The sequence below is a fragment of the Arthrobacter globiformis genome, assembly GCF_030817195.1.
In the GTDB taxonomy this organism is placed as follows: domain Bacteria; phylum Actinomycetota; class Actinomycetes; order Actinomycetales; family Micrococcaceae; genus Arthrobacter; species Arthrobacter globiformis_D.
On sequence record NZ_JAUSYZ010000001.1, the window covers coordinates 4,070,633 to 4,084,977 of the forward strand.

Sequence of the window (14,345 nt, forward strand, 5' to 3'; positions counted from 1 at the left end):
CCCGGACCAGGCGTCATTAGGCCAGCACACAGCGAGGAACACATGAAGATTGATTTCGCTTCATCCAGGCAATCAACTCTTGGTGTGGAATGGGAACTCGCGCTGGTGGATGCGCAGACCGGTGAACTGTCGTCCGTGGCCAACGAGGTCCTGCGCGGGGTGGTGGCACGGCATCCCGAGCTGAACGAGGATGACGAGCACCCGCACATCAAGCAGGAGCTACTCCTTAACACGGTGGAGCTGGTCACCGGCATCTGCGAGACCGCCGCGGAAGCGAAGGAAGACCTCGCCCGCTCCCTCGCCGCCGTTCGTGAAGTCACGGACCCGATGGGCGTGGAAGTGTTCTGCGCCGGAAGCCACCCGTTCAGCCCGCCGCAGCTGCAGCCGGTCACGGACAAGGAACGCTACGCCAAGCTGATCGACCGCACACAGTGGTGGGGCCGACAGATGGTTATCTACGGGGTCCACGTCCACGTCGGCCTGGACCGGCGCAGCAAGGTCCTCCCCGTGCTCGACGGCCTGGTCAACTATTTCCCGCATTTCCAGGCACTGTCCGCGTCCAGCCCGTTCTGGGGCGGCGAGGACACCGGCTACGCCTCGCAGCGGGCCCTCATGTTCCAGCAGCTGCCGACGGCGGGACTGCCCTTCCAGTTCCCCAGCTGGGAGGAGTACGAGTCCTACGTCCAGGACATGTTTACCACCGGCGTGATCGACACCATCTCAGAGATCCGCTGGGACATCCGCCCGGTGCCGGCCCTGGGCACCATTGAAATGCGCATCTGCGACGGCCTGGCCACGCTGGAGGAAGTGGGCGCCGTGGCCGCCCTGACGCAGTGCCTGGTCCACGAATTCTCCACCACCCTCGACGCCGGCGGCAGCATTCCCACCATGCCGCCGTGGCACGTCCAGGAAAACAAGTGGCGGGCCGCCCGCTACGGCCTGGACGCGATCATCATCCTCGACGCCGAGGGCCACGAGCAGCTCGTCACCGACCACCTGCTGGAGACGCTGAACCGGCTCGAACCGATCGCGGCCAAGCTCGGCTGCCTGGACGAGCTGGCCGACGTCGAAAAAATCATCAGCCGCGGTGCCGGGTACCAGCGCCAGCGGCGCGTGGCTGCCGAAAGCGGCGGAAACCTTCAGGCCGTGGTCCTGGACCTCGTAAAGCAGATGCGGAACGGCCCCACCGCGTAAGGCGCCTTTTTGTGGCCCCGGGCCCAACTAGGTAGCAGTTGAGGGCCTTCCCAGCGCCGAGAACGCCCTGTCCTGCGACCTACTTGGCGCCGAAACCGTGGTGACCGGCATGGACGAGTCCGGCGCAAAGTGTATGCCGCTGGGCTCGATGCCGGCCATGACCAGCTGCGCGCCGAGTGCGGCCACCATCGCACCGTTGTCCGTGCACAGGTCCAGCGGCGGAACGTGCAGCGTGATGCCTGCGGCGGAGCAGCGCTGTTCGGTCAGCTGCCGCAGCCGCGAATTGGCGGCCACTCCCCCGCCCAGCAGCACGTCCGTAATGCCTCGCTCGCGGCAGGCCAGGACCGCCTTGGACGTGATGACATCAACCACGGCTTCCTGGAAGGCTGCGGCGATGTCCGCCACCGGCACGGGCTCGCCGGCGGCTTCGAACTGCTCCACGCACCGGGCCACCGCGGTCTTCAGTCCGCTGAAGGACCAGTCGTACCGGTGGCGGCCGGGCTCCTCCGCGGTGCCCATGTATTTGGGCTGGGTCAGTCCGCGCGGGAACCGGATGGCCTTGGCGTTGCCGTCGCGCGCCAGCCGGTCAATGGCCGGGCCGCCGGGGTAGCCCAGGCCCAGGATCCGGGCGACCTTGTCGTAGGCCTCGCCCGCCGCGTCGTCGATGGTGGAACCGAGCAGCTCGACGTCGTCCGTGATGCTGCGGATCCGCAGGATCTCCGTGTGGCCGCCGGAGACCAGGAGGGCGCCGAGGTTGTCGGGCAGTATTGGCTTGTCCGCGCCCTCGCCGCCGGAGCCGCCGCGCGGGTTCAGCAGGCCGACCCCCACGTGGGCCACCAGATGGTTGATGGCATAGAGCGGCTTGCCCGTCGCGACGGCGAGCGCCTTTGCGGCGCAGACGCCGACCATCAGTGCTCCGGCCAGTCCGGGTCCGGACGTCACTGCGATGGCGTCGACCTCGTCGAGCGTCACGTCGGCCTCGGCGAGGGCGGCCTGCAGGGCAGGAACGAAGGCGTCCAGGTGGGCGCGCGAAGCAATTTCCGGGATGACTCCGCCAAACCGGACGTGCTCCTCCATGGACGAGGACACGGTATTGGTCAGGAGATCCGTGCCGCGGACGATGCCTACGCCCGTTTCGTCGCACGATGACTCAATGCCCAGTACTAGCGGCTGCGAGCGGTTCATTTCTGGTCTGCCTCCGTCGGAGCGGTCTCGCCGGCGCGGCCGGCTTCGTCAATCTGCACGGGCCGGGGTCCGGCGCCGGGCACGATGTCCTGGTGCAGGATCCCACTGTGGAGGGCGAGCACGTCCTCCAGCTGAAGCCGCATAATCAGGGCGTCCACGCCGTCGCGGTAGTACCTTTTCCGCACGTGGATCTGCTCGAAGCCGAAGCGGATGTACAGCTGCTGGGCGCGCGGGTTGTCGGCGCGGACCTCGAGCAGGATGTCGGCTGCGCCGCGGCGCTGCCCCTCGGCGATCAGGTCGGTGAGGAGTGCGGTGCCGATGCCCCTGCCCTCATATTCGGGGACGACGGCGATCGTCTGGACGTCGGCGATCGGTTCGACGCACATGAGTCCCGCATAGCCAACGATGCCCTCCGGCGCTTCCGCCACGAGATACCTGCGGGTCTCCGGCTGCATCAGTTCGTCCGTGAACATCTGCAGCGGCCACGCGTCCACCGGGAACAGCCGGACCTCCAGCTCGTGGACGGCAGGGATGTCGGCGGGAAGCATGTCGCGGATGGTCACGCCCGAGGCCAGCCGGCGGGGCAGGACGGGCGCGTTGCCGGGTGCCGGATTGCCGGGTGCCGGGTTGCCGGATGGTTCGGGCAGCAGGTTCACAGGGCACGCTTCCGGGGGCCGGGGACCTGGGCGTCGGATTCCCGCAGATAGAGGGGCGTGGAGTCCAGCAGCTGCTCGCCCGCTGCCAGCCTTGCCAGCGCAAACTGGCCCAGGAAAAGCGCGTCCGGCTGTTCTGTGCTGAAGTCCGGATCCGCGTGCACGTCGTCGGGGTAGAGCCCGGCGCCCGCGCCGTAGGCCGGCAGGTCGGGAAGGTCGGCGGCGAACCCCACGTGCGGACCGTCCGTGAGCTTTGGCAGCTGGCCGGCGGCCAGGGTGTAGCGGGCCCAGTAGACCTCTTTGCGCCGGGCGTCGGTGGCCACGAGGAACTCGGGCGGCGCCTCGGTGGATTCGGCCACTTCGAGGGCGACGGCGTCGAGGCTCATCATGCCGTGCAGCGGCGTGTTCCAGACGAAGGCCAGAGTGCGCGCCGTCGCGATGCCGGACCGGAGCCCGGTGAAGGGGCCGGGACCAACGCCCACAACGATCGCGTCAATGTCGGCTCCGGTTACTCCGGCGTCTGCCAGCAGCCGCTCGATTCCGGGCGCGAGGACCTCGGCGTGGCTCCTCGTGTCCTCGGTGGAGAAGTTGCCCACCACGCCTTCCAGGGCGTCGTCCGACACCAGCGCGGCGCTGGCCACGGCCGAGGTGTCAATGGCAAGAATGAGCATCAGGAGATTCCTTCCGCGGCCAGAACGGGCTGTTCTGCCCAGCGCGGCCCGAAGCCGCGGATGATGATGGTGCGGGGTTCGTCGTCGTCCTCCGACTCGAAGTCGAGGACGGGCGCGTCAGGGCCGGGTCCTGTTGAATCCCCACCGGTGTGAAGGTGCGCGGGAGCGGCGCCGCCCAGCTGGCGGTGCAGTTCCACCTCGAGCCGGCTCTCGGTCAGGTGCTCCACGCGGTCCCGGCCCCACTCCACCACGGTCACGGCAGAGTCCAGCGTGTTCTCCAGGTCAATGTCGTCGATTTCCGACGCCGATCCCAGCCGGTAGGCGTCCACGTGCACCAGGTCCGGCCCGCCGGGGCGCGGCCCGTCGGGGAGGTTGGGGTGGATGCGTACCAGTACGAAGGTCGGGGAAATGATGCCCTCGCGGACGCCCAGGCCCTCGCCGAGGCCCTGCGTGAAGGTGGTCTTGCCGGCGCCCAGTTCGCCCGTGAGCACCAGGAGGTCCCCCGCCCGGAGCACCTCCGCCAGAGCCGCGCCGAGCGCGTGGGTCTGGTCCGCCGTCGTGACCGTCAGGGTCTGGACCCACAGCGGAGCGTTGCCGGTTTCGGGGATGTTCACGGCCTCGGCGTTCCAGTCGCGGTCGATCCGGTGGCCGGCATTTCGCCGGGCGCATTGCTGATGGGTGATTCGTTGATGTAGGTGCGGGGCACACGGGGGCTGATGCGGGTAACGATCTCGTAGTTGTTGGTGCCGGCGGCGCGCGCCCAGTCATCGGCCGTGGGGCCGCCGTCGGCGCCGTTTCCGAAGAGGACGGCCTCTGCTCCGAGGACGCTGTGGCCGCCCCGGGAAACGTCCAGAGGGCCGAGGTCGATCACCATCTGGTCCATCGCTATCCGTCCCACCACGGGGTAGGTGACTCCCTCCACGCGGACAGGCCCGCCGGTGGCGACGCGGGGAACGCCGTCGGCATAGCCGAGCGGGATCAGCCCCAGCGTGCTCTCGCCGGACGTGTGGTAGTTGAAGCCGTAGGAGACGCCCTGGCCGGAGTGCACGTCCTTGCAGTGGGACACGACGGTGCGCAGGGTCATCGCGGGGCGGAGGCCCAGTTCCGCGGAGGTCTGCCCCTCGAAGGGCGAGAGTCCATAGATCCCCAGGCCCGCGCGGACCATGTCGAAGTGCGTGTCGGGCCGGGACAGGGTGGCCGGGGTGTTGGCCAGGTGGCGGACTTCGGGGTCCACGCCGGCGTCTTCGGCGATGGCCAGGACCTCGCGGAACGCTGCGAGCTGGTCATCGGTTTCCGGGCGCTCGGGTTCGTCGGCCACGGCAAGGTGGGAGAAGATGCCCACGACGCGCAGCAGCCCCTGGTCCTGGTACTCCACGGCTTCGCCCACCAGCCGGTCCCACACCTCGACCGTGGCGCCATTGCGGCCAAGTCCGGTGTCGACTTTGAGGTGGACGCGTGCGGGCCGTTCCTGTTCCCGGGCCGCAGCCACGATCTGTTCCAGCTCCCAGCCGGAGCACCCGATGTCGACGCCGGCGGCCACCGCCGCGCCGAAGTTGCTTTCCGGGGTGTGCAGCCAGGCGAGCAGCGGCGCTTCGATGCCCGCGGCGCGCAGCGCCAGAGCTTCGGAGATGTGCGCGACGCCCAGCCAGCTTGCGCCTGCCTCGAGGGCCGCGCGTGCCACCGGCACGGCGCCGTGACCGTACGCATCGGCCTTGACGACCGCCATGACCTTGGCCGGTTCGGCAGCCGCGGCGAGCCGGCGGACATTGTGCCGGATGGCCTCGAGGTCGATCACGGCGGAACGCTCGTGGGCCGTCCGGTCGTATCCTCGGGACGTGCCGACCGGTCCCGCCACTGCCGGGCGGTCTCCTGTTGCTGCTGGATAAATCACTCTACTGATTCTAGTGCTGGCGCTTCGGGCCGAATAATTGCCGGGGAAACGGCGTGCCGGGTGCCTGCTCAGGCGTCCGAGAGATGTGCGATGGTGGCGGCCGCCCGCCGCTGGGCCTCCTGCGGAACGTCCCGGACGATGTCGGCGAGGAAGGCGTAGCGGCGCAGCCACTGGCTGCCACGGCGTTCCGGCCGGGCGTTGGCGCGCTTCCACCAGTCGGCGATGTCTCCCCAGCCGGGCGCCGCGAGGGAACCGCCCACTTCCTGGACCGCCAGTGCGGCGCACAGATTGGCGAACCGAAGCCGGTCGCTGAGGGGCCACCCCGCCAGGCTCCCGACGATGAACGCGGCCCCGAAGCAGTCCCCGGCACCGGTCGGGTCGAAGGCGGCCACCGGCAGGGAGGGCACCCATTCCTCCTCGCCGGTTTCCGAGTCCACCGCCACGGCCCCCTGCGCCCCCAGGGTCACCACCGCCACCGGCACCCGGTCCGCCAGGGAGTACAGCGCCGCCCAGGGATCGCTCTTGCCGGTGAAGGCCATGGCCTCGCGCTGGTTGGGCATGAAGGCATGGAAGTACTGCAGGTTGGCAAGCCGCGCGTGGGCCCATTCGCCGGTGGGGTCCCAGCCGACGTCGCCGAACAGTTTCACGCCTTCCTTGTACGCCGCGAGCGCCCACGGCTCCAGTTCATGGCCGAGGTCTGCCACAGCAGCCAGCGCGCGGGGCGGCTTCCCGATCAGCTCGGAGGAGGTCACCGGTGCCGGGTGCCCGTGCGTGACCATCGAGCGGTCGTGGTCCACGCTGAGTGATACAGTCACCGGCGAGTGCCAGCCCGGCATCCGGCGGGACAGGGACAGGTCCACGTGCTCCTGCCGGTCCAGGACTTTCCAGTTGTAGTCGCCGTAGCCGTCGTCGCCGAAGGCCGCGGCCAGCCCGGTGCGCAAGCCGAGGCGCGCGGCCGCGATGGCCTGGTTGGCCACGCCACCCGGGCAGCTGCCCATCCCCTCGCTCCAGATTTCGGTTCCAGGCTCGGGCGCGTGCGGCAGCCCCGTGAAGATGATGTCCTGAAAAACGGTCCCGGCCAGCAGCAGGTCGAACTCTCCGGCCGCCTGGGTACGGACGGCCGAGAGCGGGTCGAAACGGCGTACGGGATTCGCCTCCATGTTCGGCACATTACGCTGTGTACCCTGGCGTTGAAACCCCGCGATGTGGGGGTCGGCACGTGTGCGGCTGGCCTCCGGCGCTGCAGGCCCGGGTGCGTTGCTGGCTGCTGCGCATAGACTCCTGCCATGCGGCTCATGATCGCCGGCGGCGGCGGATTCCGGGTTCCCCTCGTTTACCGTGCCCTGTGTTCCGGGCGCTATGCCGGCCTGGTCAGCGAGGTGGTGCTGTTCGACGTCGACGGCGGCCGCCTGGCCGCCATTGAGGCTGTACTGCGGTCCATGTCTTGGGAGTTCAGCCGGTCTTCGGAGGTGGGCGGCGCTCCGGACGGAAGTCCCGACGTCGGAGGTTCCTCCTGCCGCCCGCCCACGGTGACGTCCACGACGTCCCTCCCCCATGCCCTCAACGGGACGGACATCGTGTTCGCTGCCATCCGCCCGGGCGGAACGGCCGGCCGGGTTGCCGACGAACGGGTGGCCCAGGACCTCGGGCTGCTGGGCCAGGAAACCACCGGTGCGGGCGGCATCTCCTACGCGCTGCGGTCCATCCCGGCGATGCTGGAGCTGGCCGCAAACATGCGGACGCACTGCCCGGACGCCTGGCTGATCAACTTCACCAATCCGGCGGGGATGGTCACCCAGGCGCTGGCTCCCGTGCTGGGCCGGAAGGTGATCGGGATCTGTGATTCCGCGAGTGCCCTGGTGCACCGCGCTGCCCGGGCGGCCGGGGTGCTGCTGCCGGCGGGAAAGCTCGACGGCGTGGGCTACTACGGGCTGAACCATCTCGGCTGGCTGTACCGGCTGGAGAGCGGCGGCCGGGACTTCCTTCCGGGCCTGCTGGCCGACCGGGAAGCCCTGGCCAGCTTCGAGGAGGGCCGGCTGTTTCCGCAGTCTTTCCTGCGCGGTCTGGGGCTGCTGCCGAACGAGTACCTGTTCTATTACTACGAAGCGGCGCGGGCGACGGCGGGCATGCGCGCCATGGCCAGGACCCGGGGTGAGTCGATCCACGGCCAGCAGGCGGAGCTGTATCCGCGGCTGGCCACCGCCGGGGACGAAGCGTACGGCTTGTGGGAAGCGGCGCGGCAGTCCCGCGAGGAGGGGTATTTGGCCGAGGCCAGGACCGGCGGCGAGGCCCGGAACCCCGAGGATCTTGCGGGCGGCGGTTATGAGCAGGTGGCCCTGGCCGTGATGCGGGCGCTGGCCGGAGATGCCGCCGTCGATGGCATGGGGGACGTTGGGGGCGGCGCCCGTGGCGCTGCCACCGAGCTGATCCTCAATACGCCGAACTCCCCTGGACAGTCCTTCACTGGACGGTCCCCCGCCCCTGGACAGTCCTTTCCCGGGGCGGGCGGCCCCCGGGCCGCTATTCCCGGGCTGCCGCCGGACGCCGTCGTCGAAGTTCCCTGCACAGTCACGCCGGACGGGGCGGTGCCGATACAGCAGGACAGGCCCGCCGAACCGCAACTCAGCCTTCTGCGGCAGGTCAAGAAGGTGGAACTGCTCACCGTCCGTGCGGCCTCTGGCGGGGACCGGGATGCGGCGCTGGAAGCCTTCGCCGAACACCCGCTGGTCGGCTCGGCTCAGCTCGCCAACGCGTTGCTCACCGGCTACGAAGGCGCGTTTCCGGATTTGGCCGGGTTGTGGCGCCGGTGACGGGGCGCTCCGGGGCACATTGAGGCCACGGAGCCGGATTTAGCAGGGCCGTGCTACATCCGCGGCCCGCGGCAGTTGGCGTGTGAAACGCCACGTTGGCAGCACTTGCAACGCCACCGTTGCGCTGACGGTTCAGGAGTAGTGTTTTATCCGATGCAGTTCCAGCAGTCCGGAGAGGAGGGAGGCTCATGTCTGTGATCAAGCGAGTGGCTTTCCTGTCGCTGCACACCTCCCCCATGGAACAGCCCGGTTCCGGAGACGCCGGCGGCATGAACGTCTACATCCGTGGCCTTGCCTCCGCCCTGGCCGAAACCGGCATCGAAGTGGAGATCTTCACCCGTTCCACCGCCACCGGGCAGCCCGCCGTCGAACACCCCGACCCCGGCGTCTGCGTCCACAACGTCCTGGCCGGGCCGCCGCGCAAACTCCCCAAAGAGGAACTCCCCGAACTGCTGCACAGCATGGTCGCCGAAATCGAACGGATCCGCGGCCAGCAGCCCCACGGCCGCTACGACCTGATCCACTCCCACTACTGGGTCTCCGGCGTCGCCGGCCTCGAACTCTCCCAGCTGTGGAACGTCCCCCTGGTGCACACCATGCACACCATGGCCAAAGTCAAAAACCTCCTCCTGCACTCCGGCGAACAACCCGAACCCCGGCGCCGCGAGGACGGCGAACACCGCATCGTCGACGGCGCCACCCGCCTGATCGCCAACACCACCGCCGAAGCCGCCGAACTCGTTTCCCACTACGGCGCCGACTTCGACCACATCGACGTCGCACCCCCCGGCGTGAACCTCTCCGTGTTCACCCCCGCGTTCCGTGCCCAGTCCCGAACCGCCCACGGCATCGCCGCCGGCACTTTCCACCTGCTCTTCGCCGGCCGGATCCAACGCCTCAAGGGCCCGCAGATCCTGCTCAAGGCCGCCGCCTTGCTGCGCCGCCGCCGCCCCGACATCGACCTCAAACTCACCATCCTCGGCGCGCTCAGCGGCGCCAAGGACTTTAACCTCAAAACCCTCGTCAGCGCCGCCGAACTGGACGACGTCGTCACCCACCACCCTCCCGTCAGCGCACCCGAACTTGCCGGCTGGTTCCGGGCCGCCGACGTCGTCGTCATGCCCTCCTACAGCGAATCCTTCGGCCTGGTCGCCCTTGAGGCCCAGGCCTGCGGCACCCCTGTCGTCGCCACCCGCGTCGGCGGACTCACCCGCGCAGTCAGCCACGGCCGCACCGGCCTGCTCGTGGACGGCCACCACGCCGCCGACTGGGCCGATGCCCTCGAAGCCCTCCACGACGACCCCGCCACCCGCCACAACATGGGCACCGCCGCCGCCATCCATGCAGCAAACTCCGGCTGGCAACGCACCGCCGCCATCACCCTCGACAGCTACCACGCCGCCGTCGACGAATACGCTTCCAGCCACCCCATGGCCGCCGTCTACGGGTCACGGCTCACCGGCTAACCCTTCCGGAAAGGACAACGATGTCTGACAGCACTCCCCTGAGCGGTACCGGCCTGAGCAGCACTCCCCTGAGCGACCTGGACATTGCCCGCAGGGCAGTGCTGCGGCCGATCGAGGAAATCGCCGCATCTGCGGGCATCGATGCCGGGGCAGTGGAGCACTATGGCCGCTACAAGGCAAAGATCGACCCCGCGAAGCTGTCAGCCCCCGCGCCAGCCGGAAAGGTGGTTCTGGTTTCCGCGATGTCGCCCACGCCGGCCGGCGAAGGAAAATCAACCACGACTGTGGGGCTGGCAGATTCGCTTGCACGGGCGGGCCACAAGGTGATGGTCGCGCTGCGGGAGCCCTCGCTGGGCCCCATCCTCGGCATGAAGGGCGGGGCCACGGGCGGCGGGCTGTCCCAGGTTCTGCCGATGGACGAGATCAACCTGCATTTCACCGGCGACTTCCATGCCGTCACGTCCGCCAACAATGCACTCATGGCCCTCGTGGACAACCACATCTACCAGGGCAACGAACTGAACATCGACCCGCGCCGCATGACGTTCAAGCGGGTCCTGGACATGAACGACCGCTCACTTCGCGAGGTGGTGATTGGACTCGGCGGGCCTGCGCAGGGCGTACCGCGCCAGGACGGCTTCGACATCACCGTCGCGTCCGAGATCATGGCGGTCTTTTGCCTCGCCACCGACCTGGCCGACCTGCGGGACAGGCTGGGCCGCATCACCTTCGGCTACACGTACGACCGGGCGCCGGTTACGGTGGCGGACCTCGGTGTGCAGGGGGCCCTGACGCTGCTGCTCAAGGAAGCCATCAAGCCGAACCTCGTCCAGACCATCGCCGGTACCCCGGCCCTGGTTCATGGCGGGCCGTTCGCGAACATCGCCCACGGGTGCAACTCGCTGATCGCCACGCAGACCGCCCGGCGGCTGGCCGACATCGTGGTGACGGAGGCGGGATTCGGGGCCGACCTCGGCGCGGAAAAGTTCATGGACATCAAGGCGCGGATCGCAGATGTGGCGCCATCCGCCGTCGTAGTGGTGGCGACCGTCCGCGCACTCAAAATGCAAGGCGGCGTTCCCAAGGACCGGCTGAACGAGCCGAACGTGGAGGCCGTGGCGGCGGGTGCGGCCAACCTGCGCCGCCATGTCCAGAATGTGGAGCGGTTCGGCGTGACGCCCGTGGTGGCGATCAACAAGTTCCCCGCGGACACCCAGGAGGAGCTCGACTGGCTGCTCGGCTGGTGCGCGGGCGAGGGCATCCAGGCATCGGTGGCGGACATCTGGGGACGGGGCGGGGGCGGCGACGGCGGCGATGAGCTGGCTGCCAAGGTCGCCGCCGCGGTGAACGGGCCGTCGTCGTTCCGGCATCTCTACCCGCTGGACATGTCCGTGGAGGACAAGATCCGCACCATCGTCCAGGAAATCTATGGCGCCGACGGCGTGGACTTTTCAGTCCCTGCACTGCGCCGGCTGGCGGACATTGAGAAGAACGGCTGGTCCGGGCTGCCTGTCTGCATGGCGAAAACCCAGTACTCGTTCACGGACGACGCCTCGCGGCTGGGGGCACCCAAGGGCTTCACCATCCATGTGCGCGACCTCATCCCCAAGACCGGCGCAGGCTTCATCGTGGCCCTGACCGGAGCGGTGATGACCATGCCCGGGCTTCCGGCCGTTCCCGCGGCAATGCGGATGGACGTCGACGACGACGGCAACCCGGTCGGCCTCTTCTAAACGCTTCCTCACCTCCCGTCGCTTCACCCCAACCCTTCATCACCTCCCGCCGCTTCAACCAAAACCCTTCCTCACCTCCCGCCGCTTCAACCCCAACCCTTCCTCACCTCCCGTCGCTTCAACCCCAACCCTTCCTCACCTCCCGCCGCTTCAACCCCAACCCTTCCTCACTTCCCGCCGCTTCAACCAAAACCCTTCCTCACCTCCCGCCGCTTCAACCAAAACCCTTCCTCAGACCGCATCGGCAAATCCGGACGCCTGAGGATGGTCCAGCCGGCTCGTTCGTAACGCACGCTTGATCAGGCGGATGGCCTGCTCGAAGCCGTCAGCCAAATCCTTCTTGCCGAACACAACAACGGTCCACCCGGCGGCCTCGAATGCTTTGTCACGCCGCCTGTCGCTGAAGATTTGGGGCTCGAGAAGGTGATGGCCGCCGTCGTACTGTATGGCCAGCCGCCGATGCCTGTAACCGAGATCGGCAGTCGGCCCGATCGTCTTGTCTTCTCGCAGCGGCACCTGCAGCTGAGGCTCCGGAAGGCCCGCGTCCTCCATCGCGAGGCGGAGTAGCGACTCAGGCGCAGAATCCGCTCCGACACGCATCCGCTCGAGCGCGGCGCGCGCCCGAACCACACCCTGAAGATTCGGATGGCGGGCGACGAGGGAACGGAGTCCCTCAACCGTGTCGAACGGCTCGGTGCGGTCTTCGAACTCCGCTCTGGGAACGCGAATCAGTTCATCGCCCATGCAGACCAGCTCGCTCTCCGACAGCCGTCCTGCCATATCGAGCCAGGTGCGGGACCTGCTGCTTATTCGAATGCCGTCGACGAATTCGATCTCGTCCTGCGATGCCAACAACGAGTGCCCGATCACGCCTTTTCGCCGCACCTCCGGCAGGGAATGGGGCTTGCTCAAATGCAACTCGGTCGAATCTGCCAGCCATGCCGGCAGGATTTGGCTTCGAATCCGTGCGGCTGTGACATGCGAGATCCAGGCACCCGGCGATGCTGCAGACAGTGCCCGTGCCGCGGCCTCAAGCTCGAAGCTCCAGCCAGTCGGGCGGTACAGTTCACGACTGACATGCGCGACGTCGGCCCGTCGGAGTCTGTTGGGTGGAACTCCGGACGCTTTCGCAGATCCCAGCGTGAAGGGGGCAGACACCAGGCTGTCAGGAAGATCGGTACGTTTTTGCATACGGCATTGTTACTCGAAACCGACCCGACCCGCAGAAGTTATCCACAGGCAGGGCTTGCGCCAACAACACCTGAGGAAGCGTTTGGGTCCAAGCGACCAAAGGTGAGGAAGCGTTTGGGTCCAAGCGACCAAAGGTGAGGAAGCGTTTGGGTCCAAGTGACGAAAGGTGAGGGAGCGGTTGGCGGTGCGGGTTTACTTTGGGCCCGCCACGGCCCCTGCTGACGATGCAGCTGCCACGGGCCGGTCCACGCGGCGCCCCGCGTGCTGGATCCGCCGACCCTCACCGCGCCGCAGAGAAATGAAGACGACGGCGACGCTGAGCGCCACAAGAGCGGCAACGAACAGGGCGGTCGGCAGGTCCTCGGCCAAGAGGCTGGGAATGGCACGGCCCGGCACGGAGATGGCGAAGCCGAACGCCACAGCGATGCCGATGTAGCTGCCGATCATGTTCCCCCGGTGCGCGGGGAAGTTCCGGCGCACGGCGCTGATGAGGCCGAGCGTGACGGTCACAATCGTGAACGCCGAGAGCCCGTGAAGCCAGCTGAAATGCCCGTCACTGACGATCCAGAAGCTGCTGAAACAGACGTAGTACATGGCCGCGACCCACAGGTGTCCCATGGTGCGGTGGATGCGGTCGCGGCGGCGCCGAAGGATCTGGACCGGTCCGATGGCAAGGACAAAAAGGGCCGCTATGACGTGGCTGGCAAGCAGTACATTCCAAGGCTCCATGCACCTAGGATAGGAGCACTATCCTAGGATGTACACCAAGATAGCCAGCGCGGCAGCAGCTATCCAAAGGGCTGTCATCCGCCGAGGAATGGAGCGGCCATGCAGCTAAAGGAGCTCAGCGAGCGGACGGGAGTCTCCCCCGCCAGCATCAAGTTCTACCTCCGCGAAGGCCTGCTGCCCGCGGGCCGTACTATTCACGCCACCCGGGCAGAGTATTCAGAGCATCACGTGAGCCGGCTGGAACTCATCCAGGCGCTGCGGCGTGTGGTCGGACTGAATATCGCCCAGATCGGCTCCCTGCTCAGAATGGCCGACGGCGGCGCACCCCGCCTGGAGCTTTTGGCCGCGATCCAGCGCACGGTGCTGGGCTTCGACGAGGTGGGCACGGAGCACGGCGACCTGCGCACACCTGCGGCTGACGCCGTCGTGCGTTTCCGGAACTGGCCGGACGTCCCGAGCGACGCCAGGAACGCCCTCAATGCCCAACTGGCCCGGATGGAAAGCCTGGGCGTACCTGTCACAGCCGAGCTGCTCGACGCCTACAGCCAGGCGGTGGATGCCATCGCGGCAGTGAATATTTCGGCCACAACCGCGCCGGAAGACGTCAACCAGCTGATCATGATGGCGGCCGTCGGGATGCATCTGCATGGACAACTTGTCCTGAAGCTGCTCGCCCTCGCGCATGCGAGCCACGCCATCCGGCGCTACGAAAAGGGTCCTTAAACAGCAATGCTCCCCCACCCGAAGGTGAGGAAGCATCGCGTGAAAACCTGCAGGACGTGAGGAAGGGTCCCGTTAAAACCTGCAGGACGTAAGGAAGGA

13 protein-coding genes are annotated in these 14,345 nt (G+C 67.9%); 5 read left to right on the forward strand and 8 right to left on the reverse strand.

Features of this window, described 5'->3' with window-relative positions; translation table 11 throughout:
• The first annotated feature begins 42 nt into the window (after nucleotides 1-42).
• Nucleotides 43-1,194, forward strand: a complete 1,152-nt coding sequence (locus QF036_RS18535) for a glutamate--cysteine ligase (RefSeq protein WP_307104213.1) — start codon at nucleotides 43-45, stop codon at nucleotides 1,192-1,194.
• A gap of 27 nt (nucleotides 1,195-1,221) precedes the next feature.
• Here the strand turns inward: QF036_RS18535 and tsaD are convergent, their stop codons facing one another.
• The 6 genes from tsaD to QF036_RS18565 form a co-directional block, all read right to left on the reverse strand.
• Nucleotides 1,222-2,379 carry a tRNA (adenosine(37)-N6)-threonylcarbamoyltransferase complex transferase subunit TsaD gene (gene tsaD, locus QF036_RS18540; protein WP_307104216.1) on the reverse strand — a complete coding sequence of 386 codons (1,158 nt, stop codon included), beginning with the start codon at nucleotides 2,377-2,379 and terminating at the stop codon, nucleotides 1,222-1,224.
• Nucleotides 2,376-2,927, reverse strand: a complete 552-nt coding sequence (gene rimI / locus QF036_RS18545; protein ID WP_307105997.1) for a ribosomal protein S18-alanine N-acetyltransferase — start codon at nucleotides 2,925-2,927, stop codon at nucleotides 2,376-2,378. Before rimI ends, tsaD begins: the two co-directional genes overlap by 4 nt.
• A 104-nt stretch (nucleotides 2,928-3,031) precedes the next feature.
• A complete protein-coding gene (gene tsaB, locus QF036_RS18550; protein WP_307104218.1) occupies nucleotides 3,032-3,703 on the reverse strand; it encodes a tRNA (adenosine(37)-N6)-threonylcarbamoyltransferase complex dimerization subunit type 1 TsaB in 672 nt (223 codons plus the stop codon).
• Nucleotides 3,703-4,317, reverse strand: a complete 615-nt coding sequence (gene tsaE, locus QF036_RS18555) for a tRNA (adenosine(37)-N6)-threonylcarbamoyltransferase complex ATPase subunit type 1 TsaE (protein ID WP_307104220.1) — start codon at nucleotides 4,315-4,317, stop codon at nucleotides 3,703-3,705. Before tsaE ends, tsaB begins: the two co-directional genes overlap by 1 nt.
• Nucleotides 4,314-5,594, reverse strand: a complete 1,281-nt coding sequence (alr, locus tag QF036_RS18560; RefSeq protein ID WP_373460191.1) for an alanine racemase — start codon at nucleotides 5,592-5,594, stop codon at nucleotides 4,314-4,316. The genes tsaE and alr overlap by 4 nt, the downstream gene beginning before the upstream one ends.
• 68 nt (nucleotides 5,595-5,662) lie before the next feature.
• Nucleotides 5,663-6,754: a carbohydrate kinase family protein gene (locus tag QF036_RS18565; protein ID WP_307104222.1), complete on the reverse strand. Its 1,092-nt coding sequence runs from the start codon at nucleotides 6,752-6,754 to the stop codon at nucleotides 5,663-5,665.
• A 126-nt stretch (nucleotides 6,755-6,880) separates the two neighbouring features.
• On the opposite strand from QF036_RS18565, the gene QF036_RS18570 reads away from it, so the two are divergent.
• From QF036_RS18570 to QF036_RS18580, 3 genes are all read left to right on the forward strand, one after another.
• A complete protein-coding gene (locus QF036_RS18570) occupies nucleotides 6,881-8,404 on the forward strand; it encodes a family 4 glycosyl hydrolase (protein WP_307104224.1) in 1,524 nt (507 codons plus the stop codon).
• Nucleotides 8,405-8,592: 188 nt separating this feature from the next.
• On the forward strand, nucleotides 8,593-9,870 hold the full coding sequence (mshA, locus tag QF036_RS18575; RefSeq protein WP_307104225.1) for a D-inositol-3-phosphate glycosyltransferase: 1,278 nt from the start codon (nucleotides 8,593-8,595) through the stop codon (nucleotides 9,868-9,870).
• A gap of 20 nt (nucleotides 9,871-9,890) precedes the next feature.
• Entirely contained in the window at nucleotides 9,891-11,603 is a 1,713-nt protein-coding gene (locus QF036_RS18580) for a formate--tetrahydrofolate ligase (RefSeq protein WP_307104227.1), read from the forward strand.
• 231 nt (nucleotides 11,604-11,834) lie between these two features.
• Here the strand turns inward: QF036_RS18580 and QF036_RS18585 are convergent, their stop codons facing one another.
• Both QF036_RS18585 and QF036_RS18590 read right to left on the reverse strand, forming a co-directional pair.
• Entirely contained in the window at nucleotides 11,835-12,794 is a 960-nt protein-coding gene (locus QF036_RS18585) for an endonuclease domain-containing protein (RefSeq protein WP_307104229.1), read from the reverse strand.
• Between the two features lie 192 nt (nucleotides 12,795-12,986).
• Nucleotides 12,987-13,523, reverse strand: a complete 537-nt coding sequence (locus QF036_RS18590; protein WP_307104231.1) for a DUF2306 domain-containing protein — start codon at nucleotides 13,521-13,523, stop codon at nucleotides 12,987-12,989.
• A gap of 99 nt (nucleotides 13,524-13,622) precedes the next feature.
• Between QF036_RS18590 and QF036_RS18595 the strand changes: the two genes are divergently transcribed.
• On the forward strand, nucleotides 13,623-14,246 hold the full coding sequence (locus tag QF036_RS18595) for a MerR family transcriptional regulator (protein ID WP_307104232.1): 624 nt from the start codon (nucleotides 13,623-13,625) through the stop codon (nucleotides 14,244-14,246).
• Nucleotides 14,247-14,345: the final 99 nt, after the last annotated feature.